The sequence below is a fragment of the Methylocystis parvus OBBP genome (genome assembly GCF_027571405.1).
GTDB lineage: Bacteria > Pseudomonadota > Alphaproteobacteria > Rhizobiales > Beijerinckiaceae > Methylocystis > Methylocystis parva.
In genome coordinates, this window is record NZ_CP092968.1 from 2244165 (window position 1) to 2269001 (window position 24837).

The following is a 24837-nucleotide window of genomic DNA, read 5'->3' on the forward strand; positions in this document are numbered from 1 at the left end:
CCATCCGATCGTCGGTTGACTGAGAAGTTTCTGCGTGAACCCCAAAGGTAGACCCTCATTGCAATGGAAAATGGGAAGCGGCCCCGGGCCGCCTCCCACATCTATTTCTCACCAGGTGTTGAGGATCCATTCCCGGTTCCGGGTGTATTCCATATGCGTGAACATCGCATTCGCGATCTGCTCGGCGAGGAGCATTGCGCCGCGATAGCCCATCGTCGGATGCCGATAGAGGCCCGCCCGGTCGAAAGTCGGGAAACCGACGCGCGCCATGGGGATGTTGGCGTCGATCGCGACATAGCGGCCCTTGGAGTGACCGAGGATGAGATCGAATTTGGTCGGATCGTCCTTGACCCGCCGCTCCAGCTCCCAAAGGTCCGCGTTGCAGACGACCTCCATGTCCCAGTTGACGCGCTCCTTGAGCGCGACAATCCGTGGGTCTTTCTTGTAGCGCGTATTGTCGTCGCCAAGCAGAAGAAGCGAGGGTTCGAGCTCCACCTCGATGCAGAACTCCGCTAGACCGATCACAAGGTCCGGATGGCCGAAAATCGCGACCTTCTTATTGGCGAAGAACATGTGCGCGAGATCCTGGAGCGCGTCGATCGCGACGCCGCGCTCCTCCACCAGCGAGTCCGGAATGGGCTTGCCGGTGATCTCGCTGACTTTCTTCAGCATGGCGTCTGTATTCGCGATGCCATAAGGCGAGGAGATCGTGGACCCCTCGACGCCGAATTCGTTCTTGAGATAATCGACCGTGCTGGCGGCCTCATATCGCGCCAGGGCGAGCGACGCCTTGGCGCCGGTCGACGCCTTGATGTCTTCGACGGTCGTGCGTCCATGCGTATGAATCGTTTTGTCCGGCAGCATTGGCGAATCGAAATCCTGCGTGTCCATGAAGATGGACGCGTCCACGCCCATTTCGCTCGCGTAATATTTCAGGAGCTGGACGTCGCCGGGATTGACCCAACCAGGAAAGATATTGAGCTTCCCGGTCGGAGCAGCCTTTTCGGTGGCGATTTTCTTCCACGTCGAGAGGACGCATTCGGAATAGCCGCCGACCTGGCTGCTCTTGAAGCTCGGCGTATGAACCGGGACAACATAGACCTTGCGACCTGGAAATTCCTTTTCGATCTGCTCCTCGGCATACCGGATATTGCCTTCGATATCGTCGCCGATGACTTCCGTCGAACAGGTCGTGATGACTTGAATGATGCGCAAATCGGGATAGCGTCGGACAAGCGTCAGGATGCCGTCCTGAATGCGCTGATGTCCGCCGAATACGGCAGAGTCTTCGTGCAACGACGTCGAGGCGACGTCGAAATTCTCCTTGAAGTGCTGGGCGAACAGCAAGCGCACGAACATCGTGCAGCCCTGGCCGCCATGCACGAGCGGGATACAGTCCTTCATGCCGATGCCGGCATATTGCGCGCCCGCGGGTTGGCAGTCATACATCGGATTGATGACGCCGGCCCGTTCGCGCTTGGTGATTTCGCAACCCATGACGGGTTCCTTTCGCTAAGCGGATAAAGAGGTGAGGAAGTCGCCGCCGCTTGCGGCGGCGACGCCGCTCAATAGAGCGAGTGATTCAATTCATGGTTCAGGGAACGCGTGATCGTGTGATCGGTCAACATTTCCTGCAAGCCATGCATCAGCTCCGTGACCTCGGTCGGCGCAAGCTGATCAATCCAGGGAAAGTTCTCCCTGAAGTCCTTTACCATTTCCTTGGCGTCGGCATAGAAGAGCCGATCCATCGGCGTATGGGTCGTCGACTTCTTCCCGTGCAGCATATCCGTCGCCGTGGCGATGATCCCTTCGATATTCTCCTTGCGATCCCAGGATCGCGAGAAGAACTGCCAGAGATATCGGGCCTGCACATAGTCGAAGAGTTGTTTGACTTGTTGCTCGCTCATTCCGCCGCCTCCAGGAATTTGGCTGACCGATCGCCGCGAATGTCGTGCGCGGCAAGTTTCAGAAGCGGATTGTGAACGGCGTTGTAGGTGTCGCGAGCAAGGTTCACGAAGCCCTCGAAGCCCATATACGGTCCATTATGGTAGCCGTGGCCGTTGACATAGGGGATGTGCAGCTTTTTCACGAGTTCGCCGACGCGCGGGCCGGTGAAGATGACGTCCGGCTTCACGAGGTCGATGATCTCGAAAAATTCAAGTTCGTTGCCGTCATCGATATAGTAGGTCCCGTTCTGACCCCGCGCGATGACCTTCTCGAAGTCTTCCTGGTGGCCAAATTTCGAAGACATCGCGACGACCTGAATGCCGAGATCATCCTCGACCGATTTCGTCCAATGCCAAAGGCGTGGGCCGCCGGTCCAGATCGCCATTTTCTTGCCCTGGAGGCGCTCCTTGTACCAATCAAGCTTGTCCTTCCATTTGGCGTATTCTTCCTCAATCAGCTTTTCGCCACGCTCCTCGATGCCGAAGAAGGCGCAGATCTTGCGGATGCCTTCAGCCATGTAGGAAAAGCCCCACGAGTCGATGTCGAGGCGCGGAATGCCATATTGCTTCTTGAGCTCGTTGGCGATGTAGCCGGACGATCTCGCGCAGTTGACGACGTTGAGTTGCGCGCGATGCATGCAGCGAAGATCGTCATAGGTGCCGTTGCCGGTGAAGTGCGCGATCACCTGAATGCCGAGTCGATCCCAATAGGTCTGGAGGAGCTGCGTATCTCCCTGAATATTGAAGTCTCCGATGAAGTTCATCGTGTAGTCGCTGGTGATCTCCGGCTCCAGCGTGCCGACCTTTTCGTTGATCCAGCCGATATTCAGGACGTGATGTCCCTTCGATTGCGAAACGCCGGCGAAGCCGGGGCATTCGCAGGTAAAGATGTCGACGTCGGGACGCTCCTGCATGACCTTCTTCGCGACGGCCTTGATGTCGTCGCCGATCAGCGCGGTCGGGCAGGTCGTGTAGACGAACATGCGCTTGATCTCGGGCATTTCGTCAAAGGCTTCGTTGATCGACTGCTCGAGCCGCTTCTCGCCGCCAAAGACGATGTGGCTCTCCTTCATGTCGGTCGACCACACATATTTCATGTTGAAATGGCCGTTATCGGTCGGGTAGCGCTTGGTGTGCCAGGTGTCGTAGGCGCAGCCGATCGGGCCGTGGATCATCTGGATCGTGTCTTTGAGGACGCCGCCGATGACGAGCTTCGCGCCGCAAAAGGCGCAACCGCGTTCCGAGAGCGTCCCGGGAATCGTCGACGCGTTGGAGATCGGCAGATAATCGCGCGAATCCTCGCCTTCGACTTTCAAATAGATGTGCTGTTCACGCTCCGGTATCGCTTTGTCGCATTCAAGTAGAACCATAGGCATGAGTCGTCCTCCTCACGAAAGTGAGCCGAGATGGCGGCGGCGGTCTTGATGGCGGCGTCAGATTGAATGATCGGATCCGACGCCGTTCGACGGGGTTTCGCAGAAAGCGTGCCAGGAAAATCGCGGTATATAGAGATGCTACATAACAAATTGGCTATGGCACTCTAAGCAGCTGTCTCTACAAGGTAATTGGCGTCATTTGGATGGCGGCGCAGGCCTTTCCCCTTGCTACAGTCTTCAGATTCGTTCTTCCAACGAGCGTAAACAGCGACGTCCAGAGAACGCGCCGCACAATTACGAACGGCCCTAAGCCTGGGATGTACGCCAGCGAGCGGCCGAGACCGCCGAAACCGGGCGAATCTACATCGAAATCACTTGGCATATCTTATGCTGAAACGGTTCATCTCTATTTCTTGGGTGAGCGCGATGCTCGATACGCTTCCTCAGATTAGCGCCGGCTCGTCCGGGCTCGGATCGGCAGAAGGGCGCAAGTCCCTTACGATCCGCGTTGCAGTTGCGTCGCGGGACGGGGATCGGATCGATTTGCATTTCGGACATGCGGAGGCGTTCAGCGTTTTCGACGTCGACGGGCAAGGGCCACGCCGCGTCGATCTTCGGAGGATCGAAGATCATCGAACCTCGGAAGACGAGGACCCTCGCGAAACCATCTATCGAATGATCCGCGACTGCGCGGTCTTGCTGGTTGCGAAAGTCGGCGCGGCGCCACAAGAGGCTTTGGCGTCTCGCGGCGTCGAAGCGACGAATATGTACGCCGGCAAAGGCGTCGACCCCGCATTGCGCGAGCTATATGCGAATAAGCTCGCAGCGACCGACGACGCTCCGCTCGACACAGCCGAGTTCCGCCTGTTGCACGCCATGCTTCGCGTCGCGGATCTGGAACGTTCGATCGACTTTTATTGTGGCAAACTCGGCATGACGGTGCTCGAACGGCGCGAGCACAAGAAGAATATGTTCTCGCAGGCTTATCTCGGTTACGGCGACGGATCGAACGGAATGACGGTGGAGCTGGTCGCAAACTGGCTTCACGAAGACGCCTATGTCCTTGGCGACGCCTTCGGGCACATCGCGATCGGCGTAAAGAACATCAACCGACTGTGCGACCGGCTCGCGGCGGCAGGCGTGCCCATGCCGCGTCCGCCACGCTCCCAACGACATGGCGAGACTATCGTCGCTTTCGTCGAAGATCCGGATGGATACAGGATCGAACTGGTTCAAGCGCCGCAGGCGAGCGAGCCTGGGACGTTCGAAGTCGTCCACGATACTCAAGCCTAGGAAAAGGAGCCAATATGCTACGTCAAATTGCTTTCTACGGGAAAGGCGGGATCGGAAAGTCCACCACCTCCCAGAACACCCTTGCCGCCCTCGCGCAGATGGGACAGAAGATCCTGATCGTCGGCTGTGACCCGAAGGCCGACTCCACGCGACTGATCCTTCACGCCAAGGCGCAGGATACAATCCTGTCGCTGGCCGCCGAGGCCGGTTCGGTCGAAGACCTGGAACTCGAAGACGTCCTGAAAATTGGTTTCTCGGATATCAAATGCGTCGAGTCAGGCGGTCCGGAGCCGGGCGTCGGCTGCGCTGGCCGCGGCGTGATCACCTCTATCAACTTCCTCGAGGAAAATGGCGCCTATGAGGATGTGGATTATGTTTCGTACGACGTTCTCGGCGACGTCGTCTGCGGCGGATTCGCTATGCCTATTCGTGAAAACAAGGCGCAGGAGATTTACATCGTCATGTCGGGCGAGATGATGGCGATGTACGCCGCCAACAATATCTCAAAAGGGATTTTGAAATACGCCAATTCGGGCGGTGTCCGTCTGGGCGGGCTGGTTTGCAACGAGCGCCAGACCGACAAGGAGCTTGAACTTGCGGAGTCCCTGGCGAAAAAGCTTGGCTGCCAGCTGATCCATTTCGTGCCGCGCGACAATATCGTGCAGCACGCGGAGCTGCGGCGCATGACCGTCGTCGAATATGCGCCAGATTCAAAGCAGGCTGGCGAGTATCGTACGCTCGCGAATAAGGTCCACAACAATAAGGGCAATGGTATCATCCCAACCCCGATCACGATGGATGAACTCGAAGACCTGCTGATGGAGCACGGCATTATGCCGACCATCGACGAATCCACCGTCGGGAAGACCGCGGCGGAACTCGTCGCCTGAAACCAAAGCGGCCCGGATCCTCTCCGGGCCGCTCTGTAATTGGAAGGAGACGCGAGATGTCCGTTGATTCCGCAGTCGAATATATTCGACGTATGCGTTCCGATGATGACTTTCGCAAAAAGATGAATGAAATATCCGACGATGAAGACGCGAGCTGGGCGGCGATTCGCGACGCCGGCTATGATTTCACGATGATCGACTTCAAAAAGGCGCAAGACGTCATCTACGAGGAGCATGGCGTTACGCCAATGTGATCGGAAGGAATTCACTGAGACGTAAAGGGCCGGTCGTAGCGCTACGGCCGGCCCTTTCTCTATCGGCGATATCGTAGGAGAGCCTGACGCTTGTCCTCGAAGAAGGTAGAAATACGCTCCGCCAGCGGCGCGTCGATGGGAATGCCGTATTTTTCCGCAGCCTTCGCAAGCTGCTCTGCGTCAACGCCCTGCAACGCGCCAAGTCCGGCGTTTGCAAGCGCCAAAACCCGACGCTGGAGCACGTCGTCTTTCACTGTCGCAAGCCACGAATCCCGAATTATGCCAGGCGCGTAATTCTGCGGAATCTCGAAAGTCGATCCGGCCGTTCCAATTGCCGCAGCCATCGCGATGTCCGCGAGCAAAAGATTGAACATTTGATTGTCGGTCATCTCCGCCATTTGGCGCTCCTCGCTTTCGAGCCTGAAACCATCACAACAGATTAGGATAACGGCACACCGCCATCTCCCGGAAGGAGCCGCGGAAGAAACCGGATTCGCATCAGCAACTTTTGGGCCTGACAGAAAATTTAGGGACGATATCTAGGATCGATCTCGATTTCGTGCTTCTTCCGTCGCTCCTCATCAAGAGGCGTACCTTCAGGTACTCGCTTTTCGTCGAAAGTTACCGAATTGCACAAGACCTTCATTTCATTTTGAGGGTCAATCACGCTGACCTGCGCGTTTTGGAGGGATTCCACGCTGCGCGCATTGTGGCCCAGAGCTTGCGATTGAGGAGGCGACATCGGAGAGCTCCAATGAAGCCCGAAGAAATCCAGGCTCTGCTCAACGAGCCAGCCTGCGCTCACAACAAGAAATCAAAGTCCGGCTGCGCGAAGCCGGCGCCCGGCGCGACGCAGGGCGGTTGCTGTTTCGATGGCGCCCGCAATGCGCTGCTTCCAATTTCCGATGTGGCGCACATCGTTCACGGACCAATCGGCTGCGCGGGCTCGTCCTGGGATAATCGCGGCACACGTTCGTCCGGTCCCGACATCTACCGTATCGGCATGACGACCGATCTGACGGACATGGACGTTATTATGGGGCGCGGCGAGAAGCGTCTGTTTCAATCGATCCGTCAGGCGGCGGAGACAAAGCGGCCCGCCGCGATCTTCGTCTATAACACCTGTGTTCCCGCCTTGCAGGGCGACGACATCGATGCGGTCGCCAAAGCGGCGTCGGCGCGCTTTGGAATCCCCGTTGTTCCCGTGGATTGCGCCGGCTTCTACGGGAACAAGAACCTTGGAAACCGCATTGCCGGCGACGCCGCATATAAGCATATCATCGGAACGCGTGAGCCGGATCTGGTCGCGACGGAATGCGAAATTCCCGGCGTGAAGCGACACGACATCAATCTGATCGGCGAATGGAATGTCGGCGGCGAATTCTGGAACGTATCGCCTCTGTTCGACGAGCTCGGCTTGCGCGTCCTTTGCAGCTTTTCCGGCGACAGCCGCTATCGTGAAGTCCAGACCATGCATCGCGCGGAAGCGAGCATGGTCGTTTGCTCGAAGGCGATGCTGCATGTCGCACGCAAGCTCGAAAGCGACTATGGCGTTCCGTGGTTCGAGGGAAGCTTCTACGGCGTGCAGGATACGTCCGCGGCGCTTCGTGGCTTTGCGAATCTCCTGAAGGATGCGGATCTTTCGACGCGAGTGGAGGCGCTGATCGCGAGAGAAGAGGCGCGGGTCGAAGCGGCGCTCGTCGCGTTAAGGGAGCGGCTTCGTGGCAAACGCGTGTTGATTTTTACCGGCGGCTATAAATCGTGGTCGGTCGTTTCCGCGATGCAGGATCTGGGAATGGTCGTCGTCGCCACCGGGACAGAAAAATCGACGGAGGAAGACAAGGCCCGCATCCGTGAGCTCATGGGGCCGGATGCGAGGATGATCTCCGACAACGACCAGATCGCGCTCATCGACGCCTATCATGAATGCCAGGCGGACATTCTGATCGCGGGCGACCGCTATATCTATCCCACTCTCAAATCGCGCGTTCCGTTCCTCGATATCGATCATGTTCGGCGAATTGGCTATGCGGGCTATGACGGGCTGATCGAGCTCGCGCGGAATATCGACCACGCGGTTCATTCGCCGGTTTGGGGCCTTGTTCGTTCACAACCCAGCTGGTCGGCGCACGAAGCCGCGGCGGCGAACGCGTGACGGAAAGCGGAATGGCCGATATTCTCTCTCCCACCAAGCCGCTGGCCGTTAACCCGCTGAAGGCCAGTCAGCCCATCGGCGCGTCGCTGGCCTTTCTCGGCATTGAAGATTGCATGCCGCTCGAACACGGAGCGCGCGGCTGCACATCGTTCAACAAGCTGTTTTTCATGCGTCATTTCAACGAGCCGATCCCGCTTCAGACGACGGCGATGGATCAGACGACCACCGTTCTCGGCGCCGATGACAATGTCATTGAAGCCCTTGCAACAATTTGCGCCAAGAATCGACCAAAAGTCATCGGTCTGGTGACGACCGGTTTGTCGGAAATGCAAGGCGCGGACGTTCCACGGACCGTGAAGGAGTTTCGCCGCAGTCATCCGGAATTCGCGTCTGTCGCCGTCATTCCGGTCAGCGCGAGCGATACGCTCGGATGCCTCGAGACGGGCTTTGCCGGCGCCGTGGAGGCGATGATTAAGGAATTCGTTGGGTTGACGGCCGGCGCGCGCAAAGATCCTCGCCAGGTCAATGTTCTCGCTTCCGCGATGTTGACGCCGGGCGATCTTGAGGAATTGCGGATCTGGATCGAGTCCTTTGGCCTCGAGCCGATTATTCTTCCAGACATCGGCCTCTCTCTCGATGGCCACCTCGTCGAAAGCGGATATTCGACGCTAACCTATGGGGGCACGTCGCGCTCGGCCCTTGAAAAGATGGGCGAGTCAGTCGCCACATTCGTGATCGGACGGTCGTTGAGCGTGGCGGCAGATCTTTTGCAGGAAGCGACGGCCATCCCGGATTGGCGATTCGATCAACTCATTGGACTCTCTGAATGCGATGCATTCACGCAGGCCCTTGCAGAAGTTTCCGGGCAACGCCCGTCGTCTTATCTTCAACGTAAACGCGAGCAATTGACCGACGCGATGGTCGATTGTCAGTTTCAGTTTGGCGGCGCGAAGGTCGGTATCGCGGCCGATCCCGATCTCCTTGGCGCGCTTGCCCAGTTTTTTGTAGGGATGGGCGCCAAGATTGTCGCGGCTGTTGCCTCGGCGCGGTCCGGCCGCCTCGAAGATCTTCCCATCGAGTCAGTCGTCATTGGCGACCTGGAGGACTTCGAGATCCTCGTTCAACAGGAAGGCGCGGATCTGATCGTCGCCAATTCGCATGGAGCGGAAGTTGCGCGGCGAACCGGAGCCGCGCTGCTACGCGCCGGTTTCCCGATCTATGATGCATACGGCGCCCATTCGGATGCGTGGATCGGCTATGGCGGAACGCGCCGCCTGATTTTCACCGCGGCCAATCTGCTTGCCGCGCATTATCAGGAATTGCAGCCTTATATCTCTCGTTACCGCAACGAAGCAGCGGAGTGAGAGATGCTCAAAATCGCCTTTGCGTCGAGCGACAGCCAGAAAGTCGATCTCCATTTCGGCGGCGCCGAGCGGCTTGTCATTTACGACGTGTCGCCGGGCCGCGCCGATTTGGACGGCGCGCAGGAATTTCTCAAGGCGGAACAGATCGGCGAAAGCGGACGCAATGGGCTGTCGGGAAGTCCTAACGACAAGGTGATTCCGAAGCTCGATTTCGTCGAGGGCTGCGCCGCCGTATACGCCGCGTCGATTGGAAGCAACTCAATCCGTCGGTTAATGGCCGCTGGCATTCAGCCGATCATCGTCGATGAAGGCCATGATGTGCTCGATCTGCTCAACGAAGTAAGTCTGGCCCTCGTTTATGGGGGATTGCCATGGGTCGAGAAGGCGAAAAAGAAGACGCAAAACACAGCCTCTTCGGCAACCCCCAAGGGAGAGACAAGGAAACTTGCCTCGTCGATCGAGGAGTTGGAGTGACGAGATGAATTCGGAACCGCAAGTGTTGGCTACCCTGACCAGCGAAAACAAACTTCAACTCATCGCCGACATTGTCGCCGAAGCGCGGCCCGCTATCCAGGCTGATGGCGGCGACATTGAATTTCTTGGCCTGCGCGGCCAGCGCGTGGAGGTGCGTCTGACAGGCAAATGCCTCACCTGCGCCCTGGCCGGACAGACGCTTGGCGGCATTCGCCGCCGTTTGGTCCGTGCGCTGGATGAGCCTCTCATGGTCGTGCCGATCATGGATTGAACCGCAGCAGCGGGACTGATCGAGTCGGATTATCTTCGAGGAGCTGCGAATGATCACCATTGAAGACCTGCTCCAGACCGGGCGAAGCGGCAAGAAAAGCGTCGCTGATGGCGGCGGTTGCTCCTCCTCTTCTTGTGGCTCCTCTTCCGGACCGAGCGACCTTGCGCCGGAAGTTTGGGAAAAGGTGAAAGACCATCCCTGCTATTCCGAAGAAGCCCACCATTATTTCGCGCGGATGCATGTGGCGGTTGCGCCGGCGTGCAACATCCAATGCAATTATTGCAATCGCAAATATGACTGCGCCAATGAAAGTCGCCCTGGCGTCGTCTCCGAGCGGTTGACGCCCGAGCAGGGCGCCCGGAAGGTTCTCGCTGTCGCGCAAAGCGTTCCACAACTCTCGGTGCTTGGAATCGCCGGTCCCGGCGATGCGCTTTACGATTGGCGGCACGCGAAAGCTACATTTGAACTCGTCGCAGAAAGTCTGCCCGACATCAAGCTTTGCATCTCGACCAATGGGCTTTCCCTGCCGGATCATGTCGATGAAATCGTGAACATGAATATCGACCATGTTACGATAACCATCAATATGGTCGATCCAAAAATCGGCGCGAAAATATATCCATGGGTTTTCTTCGATCATAAGCGGCATACGGGCGTCGCTGCGGCTCGGTTGCTTCATGAGCGGCAAATGCTTGGACTGGAAATGCTCACCGCGCGGGGCGTGCTGGTGAAGGTCAATTCGGTGTTGATCCCGGGGATCAACGACGAACACCTCATCGAAGTCAATAAGGCGGTGAAGGAACGCGGCGCCTTTCTCCACAACATCATGCCGTTGATTTCCGATCCCGCGCACGGCACCGCTTTCGGTCTTAGCGGCCAGCGTGGTCCCACGGGACAGGAACTCAAGAAGGTGCAGGACGCATGTGAGGGCGGCGCCAAAATGATGCGGCATTGCCGGCAATGCCGCGCCGACGCGGTTGGTCTCCTGGGGGAGGACAGAGGGCAGGAATTCACGCTCGACAAGTTGCCCGAGTTTCTCGAGGTCGACGCTTCGAAACGGCAGGCTTATCGGGACGAGATCGAAATCAAGCGCGAGGCCCATCGCAACGCGAAGGCGGCGGCGAACACTTTGGCGCAAGAGTCGGCGTCGGCGGGCGCCGTAACCGTCGCCGTGGCGACCAAGGGAGATGGAGTCATCAATCAGCATTTCGGACATGCGAAGGAATTTCAGATTTATCAGGCTGATCGAGATGGCGTACGCTTTTTGGGCGCGCGGAAGGTCAACGACAACTATTGCATGGGCGGCGTTGGGGAAGACTCCTCTCTTGCCCAGATCATCGAATTGTTGCGCGATGTCGACATTCTCCTATGCGCAAAAATTGGCGACTGCCCCAAATCTGAACTCAAAGATGCGGGCATCGAGCCGAATGACGACTATGCCTATGAATTTATCGAGCCCTCGATCGCGTCGCTTTATTCGACGCATATCGTTGAAGAAGCTGTCGAAGCGTGAAATCAGGCAGGGATAGGAGATCGTTATGGCTTACAAAATCGTCGCATCTCAATGTTCCGCATGTGGCGCCTGTGAATTCGAATGCCCCAATGGGGCGATCCGGATGAAAGGTGACATATACATTATCGATCCCAATAAGTGTACAGAATGCGATGGCGACGCGCCGCGTTGCGTCGATGTATGCCCCGTCGAGAACACCTGTGTGAGAGCCTGAGGAGAACGAGTATGATCATCCTGACGCGAGCGGCGATCGGCGCCATCGAAACAGCGATTCGAGAAAATGAAAAACCGGGCTATGGCGTACGGGTCGCCGCTGAACCTGGCGGATGTAGCGGGCCGAAATATTCCATGCGGCTCGAAAAAAATCCAGAGGACGGAGACGTCGTCCTCGAAATCCGCGATGTGCGCGTCTTCGTCGACGAAGCGTCGATGAACATCCTTGGAGGTGCGACGATGGATTTCTCGAATGACGCGGATAATTATGGTTTCAGCTTCCAGCTCCAACAGGAAGCTCAGTCCTGCAACTCCGGCGAAGGTGCGCATTCGTGCAACTGTCGCGGAAGTGGTTTCGCTCAATAGAGCGAAACATTCGCGATCCACCTGCCTTAAAAGCCTACCGAGGCTTCGTCGCCCTCGCGCCCGCGTCAACCAATTTTGACATGGGCGCGCTCCTCCCGAGCCGTTTTCCATACACGGAGGAAGACCGTCACGAGTTTCGGGCGACGCGTATGCCGGCCGCGCATACGCTTTCGCGTTAGGCGGATGCTACGTAACGAACCTCCTCGTTTGGCTCCTCTGTACGCGGCCCCGATCGCTCTTTCTGACCGACGGCTACAGCGCTCGCCCCGTCATTGTTTCGCACGTCGATGTAAATGTCGTTCCAAATGGTACGGGTCCAGAAATCAATTCCCTGACGACTTTTTCCATCTCATTTGCGTTTTCTCTCCATTTCCTGCGCTACGAAGTAGCGCGCTTCCCTGGCATATCGGTTGCACTTCTGCTCCCTGTCAGAAGGAGTGAGCGAACATGATCCAATTGACGGATAGCGCTGTTACGGCGGTACGGACGGCGATGGCTGGGGCGGGCCAGGAGGTTGAGGGGTTGCGGATCATGGTTGAGGCTGGGGGGTGCGCGGGGCTCAAATACATGATGGGCCTGGTGAACGAGGCGGACCCGAACGACCATGTGTTCACGACGGACGGGGTGAAGGTGTTTGTTGAGGAGGGCTCGCTGTCTTATCTCGACGGCACGAAGATCGACTTTGTGATCGGGCTGGAAGGCTCGGGTTTCACCTTCGACAATCCGCAAGCCAAATCGAGCTGCTCCTGCGGCAAATCTTTCGGTTGACGCAAGGAGGCGGCGATGTGGGACTACTCGGACAAGGTCAAGGACTATTTCTTCAATCCGAAGAACGCCGGCGTTCTCGGCGAGGCGAACGCGGTCGGCGAGGTCGGCGCGATCTCCTGCGGCGACGCGCTGAAGCTGATGATGAAAGTCGATCCCGAGACGGAAGTCATCCAGGAAGCGAAGTTCCAGACCTTCGGCTGCGGCTCCGCCATCGCCTCCTCTTCCGCGCTCACCGAGCTGATCATCGGCAAGACGCTTGAGGAAGCGGTCACGATCACCAATCAGGACATCGCGGATTTTCTTGGCGGGCTGCCGCCGGAGAAGATGCACTGCTCGGTGATGGGCTATGAGGCTTTGCAGGCGGCGATCGCCAATTTCCGCGGCGAGGAATGGCGGGACGATCACGAGGAGGGCGCGCTCGTCTGCAAATGCTTCGGCGTCGACGAAGGCGTGATCGAGCGCGCCATCCGCATGAACAGGCTGACGTCGATCGAACAGATCACCGACTACACCAAGGCCGGCGGCGGCTGCCTCACCTGTTTCGACAAGCTCGAGGAGTTGCTCGCCGGGGTGAACGCCGCGCTCGTCGCCGAGGGCGTTCTCGCCGCGCATGAGGCCTATCGCCTCGGCGTCGCGGATGCGGGCGAGATCAAGGCGAAAGCGAAAGCCAGGAAGGAAGCGGAGAAGGAAGCCGCCGCGCCGCCGGCCTCGCCGCTCGCGCCCGCTTCGCCTTTGCCGCCGCCTTCCGCCGGCATGACCAATCTGAAGAAGATCCGCCTCATCGAGGAAGCGATCGAGGAGCTGCGTCCGTATCTCAAGAAGGACGGCGGCGACTGCGAGCTGATCGACATTGACGGCGCCAATGTGATGGTGAGCCTCAAGGGCGCCTGCATGGGCTGCCAGATGGCGAGCGTCACCGTCTCGGGCATTCAGGAGCGGCTCATCGCCAAGCTGGGCATGACGATCCGCGTCATCCCCGTCAAATCCCACGCGCATTGAGGGAACGGCCATGCGTCCAGTCTATCTCGACAATAATGCGACGACCCGGGTCGATCCCGCCGTCGTCGAGGCCATGCTTCCCTTTTTCACGGAGCAGTTCGGCAATCCCTCGTCGATCCATTCCTTCGGCGCGAGCGTCGGCCAGTCGGTGAAGAAGGCGCGCCAGCAGCTCCAGCAATTGCTCGGCGCCGAACATGATCACGAGATCATCTATACGGCGAGCGGGACGGAGGCGGACAATACCGCCATTCTGTCGGCGCTCGAAGCCATGCCGGGCCGCGACGAGATCGTCACCAGCGCGGTCGAGCATCCCGCGGTGCTGGCGCTCTGCCAGCATCTCGAAAAGACCGGCCGCGCCAAGGTGCATTATATCGGCGTCGACTCGCTCGGCCGTCTCGATCTCGAAGCCTATCGCGCCGCGCTCACCGACAAGGTCGCCCTCGTCACCCTGATGTGGGCGAATAACGAGACCGGCACGATCTTCCCGATCGAAGCCCTCGCCGAACTCGCCAAGGAAGTCGGCGCGCTGTTTCATACGGACGCGGTGCAGGCCGTCGGCAAGGTTCCGATCGTGCTCAAGGGCGGCGCGATCGACATGCTGTCGCTTTCCGGCCACAAGCTGCATGCGCCCAAGGGGATCGGCGCGCTTTACGTCAAGCGCGGCGCGCGCTTCAAGCCGCTGCTGCGCGGCGGCCATCAGGAGCGCGGACGCCGCGCCGGCACGGAGAACGCGCCGGGCATTATCGGCCTCGGCAAGGCGGCGGAGCTCGCCATCGCGCATATGGCGGAAGAGCAGACGCGCGTGAAGGAGCTGCGCGACCGGCTGGAGAACGCCATCCTGCAGCGCGTGCCCAACTGCTTCGTCAATGGCGACATTCGCGAGCGCCTGCCGAACACGACGAACATCGCCTTCGAATATGTCGAGGGCGAAGCGATCCTGCTGCATCTGACGCGCAATGGCGTCGCCGCCTCGTCGGGCTCGGCCTGCACCTCGGGTTCGCTCGAGCCGTCGCATGTGATGAAGGCGATGAACGTGCCCTTCACCGCGGCGCATGGCTCGATCCGCTTCTCCTTCTCGCGCGACAATGTCCCCGAAGATGTCGATCAGGTGATCGAGACGCTGCCCAAAATCCTCGAAAAGCTCCGCGAGCTGTCGCCTTTCTGGGCCGGCGCCAATAAGGGGCCGAACGAGTTCAAACCGGTCTATGCGTGAGTTAAAGCCGTGAACGTCGACTGCCCCCGCATCTTCATCAACGACACGACGCTGCGCGACGGCGAGCAGGCGCCCCGCGTCGCCTTCACGGCGCGCGACAAGGTCGCCATCGCGAAAGCGCTGGCCGGCGCGGGGGCGGACGAGATCGAGGCCGGCACGCCCGCCATGGGCCGCGACGAGATCGAGGCGATCGGCGCGATCGTCGGCGAAAACCTTCCCGTCCGCGTCATGGCCTGGTGCCGCCTCAACAAGGCCGACGTCGACGCCGCGCTCGCGGCCGGCGTCTCTCATGTCAACATCTCCGCGCCGATGTCGCGGCTGCAGATTTCCGTCAAGCTCGGCGTCGACGTCGCGACGCTGGCCGAGCGCGTGCGCGCCGTCGTCTCCTACGCCCGCGAACGCGGCCTCTCCGTCGCCATGGGCGGCGAGGACTCCTCGCGCGCGGATCCCCGCGACATCGGCGTCATTCTGCGCGCGGCGGCCGAGGCCGGCGCCTGGCGCTACCGCTTCGCCGATACGCTCGGCGCGCTCGACCCGTTTTCGACCTATGAAGCGATCGCCCATATCCGTCAGGAGACCGACCTGCCGATCGAGTTTCACGGCCATGACGATGTCGGCCTCGCCACCGCCAATACGCTCGCCGCGATCCGCGCCGGCGCGACGCATGCGTCGGTCACCGTGCTGGGATTGGGCGAACGCGCCGGCAACGCCCCGCTCGAAGAGGTCGCCGTCGCGCTCGGCCATGTCGCGCGCGGACAAACCAATATGCGCATCGACAGGCTGCACGCGCTCGCCAGGCTCGTCGCGAAGGCGGCGCGGCGGCGCATCGGCCGCGCCAAGGCCATTGTCGGCGCCGACGTGTTCACGCATGAATCCGGCATCCACGTCGCCGCGCTTCTCAAGGACGCCCGCACCTATCAGGGCATTGATCCGGCGCGTCTCGGCCGCCGCAACACCGTGGTGCTGGCCAAGCATTCCGGCGTCGCCGCGCTGAAGCGCAAGGGAGAGGAGCTCGGCTTCGACATCGACCGGGATCTTGCGACGACGCTGCTGGCGCAGATCCGGCAGCGCGCCAATGAGAAGGCGGCTCCGATGACGAAGCGCGAACTCGCCAATTTCTTCAAAAGCGCGTGCGGAGGCGTAAAATGACGCTCGTCGCTTCCGCCGGCATATCTCCAAGGAAAGCCGCGCCTGGCCTCTTCGCCAGGCTCAGGGGCGACGTCGCCTGCGTGCTTCAGCGGGACCCGGCCGCGCGCAACTCGCTCGAAGTCGCCCTATTCTATCCGGGCGTTCACGCGATCCTGCTGTATCGCGTCGCCAACGGCCTGTGGCGCCGCGGCGTCAAATTTCCGGCGCGCTTCCTCTCCTGGTTCGCGCGCCTCGCGACCAATATCGACATTCATCCCGGCGCGACCATCGGCGAGCGGCTCTTCATCGATCACGGCGCGGGCGTCGTCATCGGCGAGACGTCGGTCATAGAAGACGACGTCACGCTTTATCACGGCGTGACGCTGGGCGGCACCTCATGGGCGCCGGGCAAGCGTCATCCGACGATCGAAAGCGGCGTCCTTGTCGGCGCCGGCGCCAAGATCCTCGGCCCCATCACGGTCGGCGCCCGCGCGCGCATCGGCGCCAACTCCGTCGTGATCGAGGATGTCGCGCCCGAAATGACCGTCGTCGGCATTCCCGGCCGCATCGTCAAGGTCGAGCGCCGGCGCTCCGGCCCCGACGGGCGCATCGATCTCGAACATCATCTCATCCCCGATCCGGTGGGCGACGCCATCTCGGTGCTGATCGACCGCATCGATTTTCTGGAAGCGCGTCTCGCCCATCTGCAGGCGCGCAAAAACGACGCGTCGCTGAAGAGCGGCGAGAAGGAGACGAAGCCATGAGCGTATTCGACGAGTTGCGGAAGCTTCATTCCGCCGAAGATTTCTTCGAAGCGCTCGGCGTCGAATACGAGCCCGCCGTGGTGCGCGTCGCCCGCCTCCATATCCTGCGGCGCATGGGAGAATATCTCGCGAAGAACGATCTCGACGGCGCGACGGACGAGGAAGCGCGCGCCGCCTGCAAGGAGACGCTGACGAAAGCCTATGACGATTTCGTCTCCTCGTCTCCGATCGCGGAGCGCGTCTTCAAGGTGCACAAGGACGCGATCAAACCCAAGGCCGAACCGGCGAAGCCTTTCGTTCCCCTGACCACCCTGACCGGCAATCCCGACTGATCGAGGCAGAAGACATGAAAATCCTCGTTTGCATCAAGCAGGTTCCGGACAGCGCGCAGATCCGCGTGCATCCCGTCACCAATACGATCATGCGGCAGGGCGTGCCGACGATCATCAACCCTTACGACCTCTTCTCGCTCGAAGAGGCGCTGCGGCTGCGCGACAAGTTCGGCGGCGAAGTGACCGTGCTGACCATGGGCCCGCCCATGGCGGCGGAGTCGCTGCGCAAGGCGCTCGCCATCGGCGCCGACCGCGCCGTGCTGCTGACCGACCGCTTCTTCGCCGGCTCCGACACGCTGGCGACGACCTATGCGCTGGCGCAGGCCATCCGCAAGATCGAGCAGACCTTCGGCAAGCAGGACATCGTCTTCACCGGCAAGCAGACGATCGACGGCGACACCGCGCAGGTCGGCCCGGGCGTCGCCAAGCGCCTCGGCCTGCTGCAGCTCACTTACGTCTCCAAGGTCGTCGAATGCGATCCCGACAAGGGCGAGCTCGTCGTCGAGCGCCGCGCCGAAGGCGGCGTGCAGCTGCTCAAGACCGCCATGCCCTGCCTCATCGCCATGCTCGAGGGCTCCAATGAGGTGCGCCGCGGCGCCCTCGCCGACACGCTGCGCGCCGCGCGCGCCGAAATCGTCACCTGGAGCGCGAAGGACGCCGAGATCCAGGACCTCACAAAATGCGGCCTGAAGGGCTCGCCGACCATCGTCAAGAAAGTCTTCGCGCCCGCCCCGCGCTCCGAGAAGGCCGCCTTCGTGGAGCCCGGCAAGAACGCCGCCGAATCCTCGGAGGCGCTGATCGCCGCCATCTTCGGACGCCATCCCGCGCTCGAGGCCGATATGACCAAGCTTGCTTCCGGACTCTAAAGGAGCCGACGATGTCCGCCACCCCTCCGCCCGCCGCCCGCGCCAGCGCGAAGAAAGAGCTCCCGGAACATTTCCGCGACTATAAGCATGTCTGGGTCTTCATCGAGCAGGAGCGCGGCGACGTTCATCCCGTCTCCTGGGAGCTGCTCGGCGAAGGCCGCAAGCTGGCCGACAAGCTCGGCGTCGAGCTCGCGGCCGTGGTTCTCGGCGGCCCCGACGCGACGAAGGAAGCGGCGGCGGAAGCTTTCCGCTACGGCGCGGACCTCGCTTATCTCGTCGAACATCCGGTGCTCGCCGACTATCGCAACGAGTCCTACGCCAGGGCGATGACGCAGCTCGTCAACACGCACAAGCCGGAGATCCTGCTGCTCGGCGCGACCAATCTCGGCCGCGACCTCGCGGGCTCCGTCGCGACGACGCTGCTCACCGGCCTCACCGCCGACTGCACCGAGCTCGCCGTCGACGCCGACGGCTCGCTCGCCGCGACGCGCCCGACCTTCGGCGGCTCGCTGCTCTGCACGATCTATACGCTGAACTATCGCCCGCAAATGGCGACGGTGCGGCCGCGCGTCATGCCGATGCCGGCGCGCGTCGCCGACCGCCTCGGCCGGATCGTGGCCTTCACGCCCGATCTCTCGGAAGACGAGATCATCACCAAGCTGCTGCGCTTCATCCCCGACCGCGACTCCAACAAGAGCAATCTCGCTTTCGCCGACATCGTCGTCGCCGGCGGCATGGGGCTCGGCAGCGCCGAGAATTTCCAGCTCGTCAAGAATCTCGCCGCCGTGCTCGGCGCGGAATTCGGCTGCTCGCGCCCCGTCGTGCAGAAGGGCTGGCTGTCCTCCGACCGCCAGATCGGCCAGACCGGCAAGACGATCCGGCCGAAGCTCTATATCGCCGCCGGCATCTCCGGCGCGATCCAGCATCGCGTCGGCGTCGAAGGGGCCGATTGCATCGTCGCCGTCAACACCGACAGGAACGCGCCGATCTTCGACTTCGCGCATATCGGCGTCGCGACGGACGCCATCCGCCTGCTGCCGGCGCTCACCGAAGCCTTCCGCGCGCGGCTCTCGCCCCATCAGCGCGACCGGCTCGCCGGCTGATGAACAATTTCAATTCGCCTGGCGGGACGCCGGCGGCATGTGAATGGAGACTGCCATGATCGAAGAACGGTTCGACGCGATCGTGATCGGCGCCGGAATGGCCGGCAACGCCGCCGCGCACGCCATGGCGTCCCGCGGCCTCAAAGTGCTGCAGATCGAGCGCGGGGAATATCCCGGCTCGAAGAATGTGCAGGGCGCGATCCTCTACGCCGAGATGGTCGAGAAGATCATCCCGAACTTCCGCGAGGAGGCGCCGCTGGAGCGCCATCTCGTCGAGCAGCGCTTCTGGATGATGGGCGAACGCTCCCATACCGGCCTGCAATATCGCAATGACGACTTCAACGAGGACAGGCCGAACCGCTACACGATCATCCGCTCGCAATTCGACCGCTGGTTCTCCAAGGAGGTCCAGTCGCAGGGCGCGATCGTGATCTGCGAGACGACGGTGACGGAGCTCGTCAGCGACGCCTATGGCAAGGTCATCGGCGTGCGCACGGACCGCGCCGGCGGGACCATCTTCGCCGACGTCGTCGTGCTCTGCGAAGGCGTCAACGGCCTCCTGGGCGCGCGCGCCGGCCTGCGCGCCTCGCCCAGGCCCGAACATGTCGCGCTCGCGGTCAAGGAAATGCACTTCCTGCCGCGCGAGACGATCGAGGCGCGCTTCAATCTGCATGGCGACGAAGGCGTCGTCATCGAAGCCGCCGGCGTCATCTCCAAGGGCATGACCGGCATGGGCTTCGTCTACACCAACAAGGAGAGCGTCTCCGTCGGCATGGGTTGTCTGGTTTCCGACTTCGCCGCGAACAAGGACACGCCCTACGGCCTGCTCGAGGCCTTCAAGAACCATCCCTCGATCAAGCCGCTGCTCGAAGGCTCGGAAGTCAAGGAATACGCCGCCCATCTCATCCCCGAGGGCGGATATAAGACAATTCCGGAGCTTTTCGGCGACGGATGGGTCGTCTGCGGCGACGCCGCCCAGCTCAACAACGCCATTCACCGCGAAGGCTCCAACCTCGCCCTCACCTCCGGCCGTCTCGCCGGCGAAGCGGTCTTCCAGATCAAATCGCGCCGCGACGCCATGACCAAGCAGAACCTGGCGCTCTACAAAAAGCTGCTCGACGACAGCTTCGTCATGAAGGACCTGAAGAAATATAAAGACATGCCGGCGCTGCTGCACGCCAATTCGCAAAACTACTTCCTCGCCTATCCGCAGCTCGTCTCCAGGGCCATGGAAAACTTCCTGCGCGTCGACGGCACCCCGAAGATCGACAAGGAAAAAGCCACCATCGCCGCCTTCGTCAAGCAGCGCAAATGGTCCGGCCTCTTCGGCGACGCCTGGAGACTCGCCCGCGCCTGGAGATGAAAATGACCGGCGCAGGAACAAAAACAGTTGGCGCTGTTCTTGCGTAGACAAAGACAAAATGTCGCCTGAGGAGAACCCCCATGTCCCTCGCCGCCCGTGTCGAAGAGAAACTCTTCCAAAATCGCTACCTCGTGGACGCCGGCAAACCACATATCGCCATCCGTCCCCACGAAAAACCCTCCGAAAACCTCCTCGCCATGACCCGCATCTGCCCCGCAGGATGCTACTCCGAAACAAGCTCCGGACAAGTCGAAATCACCCCAGACGGATGCCTCGAATGCGGAACATGCCGCGTGCTCTGCGAGGTTGCAGGTGACGTTGTCTGGAATTATCCTAGGGGCGGGTTTGGAATTCTTTTCAAATTCGGGTGACGCTATTCTGAAAGAAACAGTCGGCAGTGGACAAAATCATTCATCGCAACGAATTTATCGTAGAAGCTTCGCGCTGCGCTGATATCGATGGCCGTGCGCCGGTAGCTGCTTTCCTTTCCCATGCGTATGAGATCTTGGATAAGCTTGGCGCCGATTCCTTGCCTTCGGTAATTGCGGACACATAAAGATTTTCGAGATAACACGTTGGCGCTAACGCAAACGGCCATTCTACTGGCGCCTCCCATATTCAACCCCCGCATATAATTGCGACGCTGCTCGCCATTCGTCCGCCAATGGATCGCGAGCGACATAGAGCGTCCGCCTTACCATCCGCTGTCGTCACTATGAGCAATTTCTCCAATTTGTACACGGCGGCAACCATGTCGGTACGATTTTGTACAGCTTAGAAGCCGTTTGAGAATTGTGTTCAGTGAGCGATCCGGCGGATCAGGGAACGAAGCAAGTTGACGTTCCATTACGTCGCCGCCATGGCGCGCGGGCGGACTCTAGGCGTTCGCTGTTGCTGCTGCAGCAAAGTGACGGAATGCTTGTTCTTCTGGACGACAGGCGCCGAGCCGCCCGGTCGATGCAATTGGCATATGACCGGTCAGCGGCTTGGATATCATCGCCTGACCAGCTTCTCAAATTCAGCTATTGAGCTCCGACGAGGTATTTGCGCAATGAAGACCCGTCACCTCTGCCTGTTTGACTGAAGTGCTCAAGAGTCAACATTTGGTCCCAGTATTGCTTTGAAGACGTCGGCGCGGATTTTCACCGCGCGCCTTGCCTTCCGCCCGGTCTGGCGCAACGCCGAAAGGTCAAACCGATGTTAGGAAACTCGTCCGGCTTCATCAAATCCATCGTCGACAGCAGCGATGTCGTTCTGTTCATGAACGGCATTCCGGCCCAACCGCAATGCGGCCTCTCGTCCGCCATGGTCTCGATTCTCCACCGCCTCAACGCTCCCTTCAAACCCGTCAATTTGCTTTCCAACCCGAACGTTCGGGACGGCCTCAAGGAATTGTCCAACGGGCCGGCCATTCCGCAGCTCTATGTCAAAGGCGAACTCATCGGCGGCTCCGACATTGTCAAGGAAATGTACGCCGCCGGAGCATTGACCAAGCTCCTCTCCGAGAAGGGCGTTGCGCATCGTCCCGTCTGACCGGGATTTGGCCTGCTTTTGCTTCGGGGAGCTCCAAATGACTCCCCTATGCAAGAGAGATGGAGTTTGCGCCGGGGTTTCTCGACGTCGACCGCAGTGCGCACGCGCTCGATGATGTCATTCTTCTGCTCGGAAAAAATGGCGACGCCGGATTTCGGAGTTGAGCAATTCCCCTTCATCGCCGTTTCCGACATCTCGAATTGGGAAATTCGTTTCAGGTCAACGTAATTCTAATTCCTAATTTTTCAGCAAGCGGCCCTTCGCGTTATTTCTCGATCAGATCATTTTCCTGACAATAGGCTTCCTGGCCCCGTTTGAATTCGCCCAAGGTAAATTCAAAGCCCTCCTCGCGCAAAGCGGCCCAACTCGCCTCTTCATCATCGCTCAAAAGAGTCATGCGGGCGCGAAACTCTTCGTCCGAATGCATGCGCTTGATATAGGCGAGGGCGGACTCAACGGACATGTCTGGGCTCCCGAAAGTATTGCGACGCTTATCCTTGAGTGGAGCAAGATTTGCGCCGCAGTCATAGACGGCGTTTCGAGGACCGAGTTTCGGAAGCGCTTGGCGAGGTGATGCAGCTTTCCCAGGACGAAGAGCTGGTGTTCGTCTCTGACGCGCCGCCCATCCGGGCCAGAGCAAAAAGCCTTTCTACTCTCTCCCTATCTTGTTCGTCTTCCACCACCACTGCTCGAGCGTGAAGCCGAAGGGATAGATTGGAAAATTAGGCAGACGAGCGGGGCGCTCGAGCTCGGTGCTGTGGACAGTCCAAATCTCTCCGGCGTGGAACAAGGGAACGAAGTAAAAGCCGGAGAGGAGCGCGCGATCGAGCGCGCGCGCCGCGCTCAAATGCTCTTCAGCATCTCGCGCGCGGATAAGAGCGTCGATCAGGCCGTCGAGCGCGGGAGATGACGCGCCCGCAAGATTGGTTCCCTTTTCCTTGTCGATGCTCGCGGAGCTCCATCGCCCCGCCTGCTCCGCGCCCGGAACGGCCGCCGGCAGCCATTGCCCGATCATGACGTCATATTCGAATTTTCGGCGTCGCTGCTGATACTGAACCTCGTCATAAAGTCTCGGCTGCGCAGCGACGCCGATGCGCTTAAGCGAGGCGGCGAAATTCAGCGCGAGGCGTTCTTCGTCATGGTCGCGGACCATGATCTCGAAGGCTATCGGCCTGCCGTCCTTCTCCAGGCCCTTTTCGGCCAACTTGTAGCCGCTTTCGGCGAGGAGCCGAAGCGCTTGCCGCGCGATATTTCGATCGCGTCCGCTGCCGTCATGCTCGGGCGGACGCCATTTTCCTTCGAGGATATCTTCACGCACGGCGCCGGGATATTTGGAGATCAAGGCCCGCTCGCCCCCGCTTGCAGGGCGGCCGGAAGATGAATATTGCGATTCGTCGAAATAGCTCACAGTGCGCCTGTAGAGCCCTCCGTAAAGATTGGCGTTAACCCATTCGAAGTCGAACGTCATCGCTATGGCTTCGCGTAGCCGGACGTCGTCGAAAAGCTTGTTGCGAAGATTGAAGACGAAACCGGACATTCCAACCGGGCGCCCGGGCCGCAGAACGTCCTTGACGACGATCCCGTCGCGGATCGCCGGAAAGTCATAGCCCTTGAGCCAGCGCGAAGCGCTGCTCTCCTCGCGATAATCGACAAGCCCGGCCTTCAACGCCTCGAAAAGCGCGTTGCCGTCGCGATGCCAATCAATGTCGATCTCGTCGAAATTGTAGAGACCGCGCTGGCTCGGAAGGTCCTTCGCCCAGTAATCCGCGTCGCGGGCCAATACCAGACGCTCGCCGATCTTCACCTCCTTTACGATATAGGGACCCGAGCCGACTGGAATATCCATGCGAACGTCGTCGAAATGGGCGCTGTCCGTCGCCGTATTGGAGAGAACGGGCATGGCGGCGAGCAGGAGAGGCAATTCGCGATCTGGGCCGCTTATCAGGTCGAACCGCACCGTATGCGCGTCCGGCGTCTCGACCTTGCTCACGCGCCCAAACGCGTCCCTTTGTCCGGGACGGCCTTTGGCCTTCAAGAGCTCGAAAGAAAACAGCACGTCTTCCGCCGTGATCGGCTTCCGGTCAGAAAAACGGGCGCGTCGGTCGAGATGGAAGATGACATGTTCCCATTTGGAGTCGATCTCAATCGACTCGGCGATAAGCGGGTAAAAGCTGTAAGGCTCATCCTGGGAGCGCGCCATCAAGCTTTGATAGACGTTCCCGATCAAGAGCTGCGGCGCCGACGCGAATTTGAGGTTGAAAGGATTGAGGCTCTCGTAACTTCCAATCATGCCGAGCCTCAATTTGCCGCCTTTCGGCGCGCTCGGATTTGCGTAGGGAAAATGGTCGAAATTCGCGGGAAGCGCAGGATCGCCGTAGAGGGCCAAGCCGTGTTTTACGTTCTCGGCCGCGGCCACGCGCTCAAATGGCGCGATAAGGCAGGAAATCGCCATCGAAAAGAGAATGAGCGACGCGGCGCAGAGAAAAAGCGCGCGCTTGGCTTTCCAGATGGATTGGTGGCGCAATCGCTGTTCTCTCCAAATATTCCGCTTTACGTCGTCTTCGTTTCCCGGACGACGTGCATTTTTTGCGCGGCCGCCATATGCCAGTGAGGCTTTTCGCTTGCCGAGAATTCGCTTGCCGAGAATCATAGC

The 24837-nt window shown here is 60.1% G+C and carries 28 protein-coding genes; 21 read left to right on the forward strand and 7 right to left on the reverse strand.

All coding sequences use genetic code 11. The features are described 5' to 3' along the window. Positions 1 to 108 precede the first annotated feature (108 nt). From MMG94_RS10920 to vnfD, 3 genes are all read right to left on the reverse strand, one after another. Positions 109 to 1497, reverse strand: a complete 1389-nt coding sequence (locus tag MMG94_RS10920; protein ID WP_016920363.1) for a nitrogenase component 1 — start codon at positions 1495 to 1497, stop codon at positions 109 to 111. Positions 1498 to 1565: 68 nt separating this feature from the next. Then, positions 1566 to 1907 (reverse strand): V-containing nitrogenase subunit delta, encoded by a 342-nt coding sequence (gene vnfG / locus MMG94_RS10925; protein WP_016920362.1) that lies wholly within the window; start codon positions 1905 to 1907, stop codon positions 1566 to 1568. After that, entirely contained in the window at positions 1904 to 3322 is a 1419-nt protein-coding gene (gene vnfD / locus MMG94_RS10930; protein WP_026016316.1) for a nitrogenase vanadium-iron protein, alpha chain, read from the reverse strand. The genes vnfG and vnfD overlap by 4 nt, the downstream gene beginning before the upstream one ends. Before the next feature lie 426 nt (positions 3323 to 3748). Here vnfD and gloA point away from each other — a divergent pair, with 426 nt between their 5' ends. Genes gloA through MMG94_RS10945 form a run of 3 tightly spaced genes read left to right on the forward strand, consistent with a single transcriptional unit; the run spans position 3749 to position 5759 of the window. After that, on the forward strand, positions 3749 to 4615 hold the full coding sequence (gloA, locus tag MMG94_RS10935) for a lactoylglutathione lyase (RefSeq protein WP_154420222.1): 867 nt from the start codon (positions 3749 to 3751) through the stop codon (positions 4613 to 4615). Positions 4616 to 4629: 14 nt separating this feature from the next. Then, positions 4630 to 5505 (forward strand): nitrogenase iron protein, encoded by an 876-nt coding sequence (gene nifH, locus MMG94_RS10940; RefSeq protein ID WP_026016315.1) that lies wholly within the window; start codon positions 4630 to 4632, stop codon positions 5503 to 5505. Positions 5506 to 5561: 56 nt separating this feature from the next. Continuing rightward, positions 5562 to 5759, forward strand: coding sequence for a Nif11-like leader peptide family natural product precursor (locus MMG94_RS10945; protein ID WP_026016314.1), 198 nt, complete (start codon positions 5562 to 5564; stop codon positions 5757 to 5759). 59 nt (positions 5760 to 5818) lie between these two features. Here the strand turns inward: MMG94_RS10945 and MMG94_RS10950 are convergent, their stop codons facing one another. Beyond that, entirely contained in the window at positions 5819 to 6157 is a 339-nt protein-coding gene (locus MMG94_RS10950) for a hypothetical protein (protein ID WP_016920357.1), read from the reverse strand. A gap of 110 nt (positions 6158 to 6267) precedes the next feature. Here MMG94_RS10950 and nifE point away from each other — a divergent pair, with 110 nt between their 5' ends. From nifE to MMG94_RS11035, 17 genes are all read left to right on the forward strand, one after another. Then, entirely contained in the window at positions 6268 to 7914 is a 1647-nt protein-coding gene (gene nifE / locus MMG94_RS10955) for a nitrogenase iron-molybdenum cofactor biosynthesis protein NifE (RefSeq protein ID WP_244962197.1), read from the forward strand. 11 nt (positions 7915 to 7925) lie between these two features. Next, positions 7926 to 9278 (forward strand): nitrogenase iron-molybdenum cofactor biosynthesis protein NifN, encoded by a 1353-nt coding sequence (gene nifN, locus MMG94_RS10960; RefSeq protein WP_016920355.1) that lies wholly within the window; start codon positions 7926 to 7928, stop codon positions 9276 to 9278. Between the two features lie 3 nt (positions 9279 to 9281). Continuing rightward, the gene (locus tag MMG94_RS10965; protein WP_016920354.1) at positions 9282 to 9752 is read left to right on the forward strand and encodes a NifB/NifX family molybdenum-iron cluster-binding protein; all 471 of its coding nucleotides are present in this window, start codon (positions 9282 to 9284) and stop codon (positions 9750 to 9752) included. A gap of 4 nt (positions 9753 to 9756) precedes the next feature. Beyond that, entirely contained in the window at positions 9757 to 10023 is a 267-nt protein-coding gene (locus MMG94_RS10970; protein ID WP_016920353.1) for a NifU family protein, read from the forward strand. A 49-nt stretch (positions 10024 to 10072) separates the two neighbouring features. After that, positions 10073 to 11536 carry a nitrogenase cofactor biosynthesis protein NifB gene (nifB, locus tag MMG94_RS10975; RefSeq protein ID WP_016920352.1) on the forward strand — a complete coding sequence of 488 codons (1464 nt, stop codon included), beginning with the start codon at positions 10073 to 10075 and terminating at the stop codon, positions 11534 to 11536. A 25-nt stretch (positions 11537 to 11561) separates the two neighbouring features. Beyond that, positions 11562 to 11750 (forward strand): 4Fe-4S binding protein, encoded by a 189-nt coding sequence (locus tag MMG94_RS10980; protein WP_081495661.1) that lies wholly within the window; start codon positions 11562 to 11564, stop codon positions 11748 to 11750. 11 nt (positions 11751 to 11761) lie between these two features. Next, positions 11762 to 12115 (forward strand): HesB/IscA family protein, encoded by a 354-nt coding sequence (locus tag MMG94_RS10985; RefSeq protein WP_016920351.1) that lies wholly within the window; start codon positions 11762 to 11764, stop codon positions 12113 to 12115. A 447-nt stretch (positions 12116 to 12562) separates the two neighbouring features. Continuing rightward, entirely contained in the window at positions 12563 to 12883 is a 321-nt protein-coding gene (locus MMG94_RS10990; protein WP_016918483.1) for a HesB/IscA family protein, read from the forward strand. Between the two features lie 15 nt (positions 12884 to 12898). Further along, positions 12899 to 13882, forward strand: coding sequence for a Fe-S cluster assembly protein NifU (gene nifU, locus MMG94_RS10995; protein WP_016918482.1), 984 nt, complete (start codon positions 12899 to 12901; stop codon positions 13880 to 13882). A 10-nt stretch (positions 13883 to 13892) separates the two neighbouring features. Next, positions 13893 to 15095: a cysteine desulfurase NifS gene (gene nifS / locus MMG94_RS11000; RefSeq protein WP_016918481.1), complete on the forward strand. Its 1203-nt coding sequence runs from the start codon at positions 13893 to 13895 to the stop codon at positions 15093 to 15095. Positions 15096 to 15104: 9 nt separating this feature from the next. Beyond that, on the forward strand, positions 15105 to 16244 hold the full coding sequence (gene nifV / locus MMG94_RS11005; protein ID WP_016918480.1) for a homocitrate synthase: 1140 nt from the start codon (positions 15105 to 15107) through the stop codon (positions 16242 to 16244). Further along, on the forward strand, positions 16241 to 16987 hold the full coding sequence (gene cysE, locus MMG94_RS11010; protein ID WP_016918479.1) for a serine O-acetyltransferase: 747 nt from the start codon (positions 16241 to 16243) through the stop codon (positions 16985 to 16987). Before nifV ends, cysE begins: the two co-directional genes overlap by 4 nt. Continuing rightward, positions 16984 to 17319 carry a nitrogenase stabilizing/protective protein NifW gene (nifW, locus tag MMG94_RS11015; RefSeq protein WP_016918478.1) on the forward strand — a complete coding sequence of 112 codons (336 nt, stop codon included), beginning with the start codon at positions 16984 to 16986 and terminating at the stop codon, positions 17317 to 17319. The genes cysE and nifW overlap by 4 nt, the downstream gene beginning before the upstream one ends. A 14-nt stretch (positions 17320 to 17333) precedes the next feature. Beyond that, positions 17334 to 18185, forward strand: coding sequence for an electron transfer flavoprotein subunit beta/FixA family protein (locus tag MMG94_RS11020; RefSeq protein ID WP_016918477.1), 852 nt, complete (start codon positions 17334 to 17336; stop codon positions 18183 to 18185). Positions 18186 to 18196: 11 nt separating this feature from the next. Further along, positions 18197 to 19288, forward strand: a complete 1092-nt coding sequence (locus tag MMG94_RS11025; protein ID WP_016918476.1) for an electron transfer flavoprotein subunit alpha/FixB family protein — start codon at positions 18197 to 18199, stop codon at positions 19286 to 19288. 55 nt (positions 19289 to 19343) lie between these two features. Then, the gene (locus MMG94_RS11030) at positions 19344 to 20651 is read left to right on the forward strand and encodes an FAD-dependent oxidoreductase (protein WP_026016044.1); all 1308 of its coding nucleotides are present in this window, start codon (positions 19344 to 19346) and stop codon (positions 20649 to 20651) included. A gap of 80 nt (positions 20652 to 20731) precedes the next feature. Continuing rightward, on the forward strand, positions 20732 to 21022 hold the full coding sequence (locus MMG94_RS11035) for a ferredoxin family protein (protein ID WP_154419825.1): 291 nt from the start codon (positions 20732 to 20734) through the stop codon (positions 21020 to 21022). A 2-nt stretch (positions 21023 to 21024) separates the two neighbouring features. On the opposite strand, the gene MMG94_RS11040 is transcribed toward MMG94_RS11035, so the two are convergent. Continuing rightward, positions 21025 to 21333: a GNAT family N-acetyltransferase gene (locus MMG94_RS11040; protein WP_154419823.1), complete on the reverse strand. Its 309-nt coding sequence runs from the start codon at positions 21331 to 21333 to the stop codon at positions 21025 to 21027. A gap of 515 nt (positions 21334 to 21848) precedes the next feature. Here MMG94_RS11040 and MMG94_RS11045 point away from each other — a divergent pair. Further along, on the forward strand, positions 21849 to 22184 hold the full coding sequence (locus MMG94_RS11045) for a glutaredoxin family protein (RefSeq protein ID WP_016921384.1): 336 nt from the start codon (positions 21849 to 21851) through the stop codon (positions 22182 to 22184). Positions 22185 to 22449: 265 nt separating this feature from the next. Here MMG94_RS11045 and MMG94_RS11050 read toward each other — a convergent pair whose 3' ends face one another. Continuing rightward, positions 22450 to 22647, reverse strand: coding sequence for a Nif11-like leader peptide family natural product precursor (locus tag MMG94_RS11050; protein WP_016921386.1), 198 nt, complete (start codon positions 22645 to 22647; stop codon positions 22450 to 22452). 186 nt (positions 22648 to 22833) lie between these two features. Continuing rightward, a complete protein-coding gene (locus MMG94_RS11055) occupies positions 22834 to 24834 on the reverse strand; it encodes an extracellular solute-binding protein (protein ID WP_016921387.1) in 2001 nt (666 codons plus the stop codon). Positions 24835 to 24837: the final 3 nt, after the last annotated feature.

Bases quoted from the DNA above. Each gene is read 5' to 3' on its own strand.
- MMG94_RS11040 (WP_154419823.1), bottom strand. From the start codon at position 21,333: ATGTCGCTCGCGATCCATTGGCGGACGAATGGCGAGCAGCGTCGCAAT.
- MMG94_RS11025 (WP_016918476.1), top strand. From the start codon at position 18,197: ATGTCCGCCACCCCTCCGCCCGCCGCCCGCGCCAGCGCGAAGAAAGAG.
- MMG94_RS10970 (WP_016920353.1), top strand. From the start codon at position 9,757: ATGAATTCGGAACCGCAAGTGTTGGCTACCCTGACCAGCGAAAACAAA.
- MMG94_RS11020 (WP_016918477.1), top strand. From the start codon at position 17,334: ATGAAAATCCTCGTTTGCATCAAGCAGGTTCCGGACAGCGCGCAGATC.
- MMG94_RS10920 (WP_016920363.1), bottom strand. From the start codon at position 1,497: ATGGGTTGCGAAATCACCAAGCGCGAACGGGCCGGCGTCATCAATCCG.
- gloA (WP_154420222.1), top strand. From the start codon at position 3,749: ATGCTCGATACGCTTCCTCAGATTAGCGCCGGCTCGTCCGGGCTCGGA.
- MMG94_RS10985 (WP_016920351.1), top strand. From the start codon at position 11,762: ATGATCATCCTGACGCGAGCGGCGATCGGCGCCATCGAAACAGCGATT.
- vnfG (WP_016920362.1), bottom strand. From the start codon at position 1,907: ATGAGCGAGCAACAAGTCAAACAACTCTTCGACTATGTGCAGGCCCGA.
- MMG94_RS11030 (WP_026016044.1), top strand. From the start codon at position 19,344: ATGATCGAAGAACGGTTCGACGCGATCGTGATCGGCGCCGGAATGGCC.
- MMG94_RS10965 (WP_016920354.1), top strand. From the start codon at position 9,282: ATGCTCAAAATCGCCTTTGCGTCGAGCGACAGCCAGAAAGTCGATCTC.
- MMG94_RS10950 (WP_016920357.1), bottom strand. From the start codon at position 6,157: ATGGCGGAGATGACCGACAATCAAATGTTCAATCTTTTGCTCGCGGAC.
- MMG94_RS10990 (WP_016918483.1), top strand. From the start codon at position 12,563: ATGATCCAATTGACGGATAGCGCTGTTACGGCGGTACGGACGGCGATG.
- nifB (WP_016920352.1), top strand. From the start codon at position 10,073: ATGATCACCATTGAAGACCTGCTCCAGACCGGGCGAAGCGGCAAGAAA.
- MMG94_RS11055 (WP_016921387.1), bottom strand. From the start codon at position 24,834: ATGATTCTCGGCAAGCGAATTCTCGGCAAGCGAAAAGCCTCACTGGCA.
- nifW (WP_016918478.1), top strand. From the start codon at position 16,984: ATGAGCGTATTCGACGAGTTGCGGAAGCTTCATTCCGCCGAAGATTTC.
- nifS (WP_016918481.1), top strand. From the start codon at position 13,893: ATGCGTCCAGTCTATCTCGACAATAATGCGACGACCCGGGTCGATCCC.
- nifU (WP_016918482.1), top strand. From the start codon at position 12,899: ATGTGGGACTACTCGGACAAGGTCAAGGACTATTTCTTCAATCCGAAG.
- nifN (WP_016920355.1), top strand. From the start codon at position 7,926: ATGGCCGATATTCTCTCTCCCACCAAGCCGCTGGCCGTTAACCCGCTG.
- cysE (WP_016918479.1), top strand. From the start codon at position 16,241: ATGACGCTCGTCGCTTCCGCCGGCATATCTCCAAGGAAAGCCGCGCCT.
- vnfD (WP_026016316.1), bottom strand. From the start codon at position 3,322: ATGCCTATGGTTCTACTTGAATGCGACAAAGCGATACCGGAGCGTGAA.
- MMG94_RS11045 (WP_016921384.1), top strand. From the start codon at position 21,849: ATGTTAGGAAACTCGTCCGGCTTCATCAAATCCATCGTCGACAGCAGC.
- MMG94_RS11050 (WP_016921386.1), bottom strand. From the start codon at position 22,647: ATGTCCGTTGAGTCCGCCCTCGCCTATATCAAGCGCATGCATTCGGAC.
- MMG94_RS10945 (WP_026016314.1), top strand. From the start codon at position 5,562: ATGTCCGTTGATTCCGCAGTCGAATATATTCGACGTATGCGTTCCGAT.
- nifH (WP_026016315.1), top strand. From the start codon at position 4,630: ATGCTACGTCAAATTGCTTTCTACGGGAAAGGCGGGATCGGAAAGTCC.
- MMG94_RS10980 (WP_081495661.1), top strand. From the start codon at position 11,562: ATGGCTTACAAAATCGTCGCATCTCAATGTTCCGCATGTGGCGCCTGT.
- MMG94_RS11035 (WP_154419825.1), top strand. From the start codon at position 20,732: ATGTCCCTCGCCGCCCGTGTCGAAGAGAAACTCTTCCAAAATCGCTAC.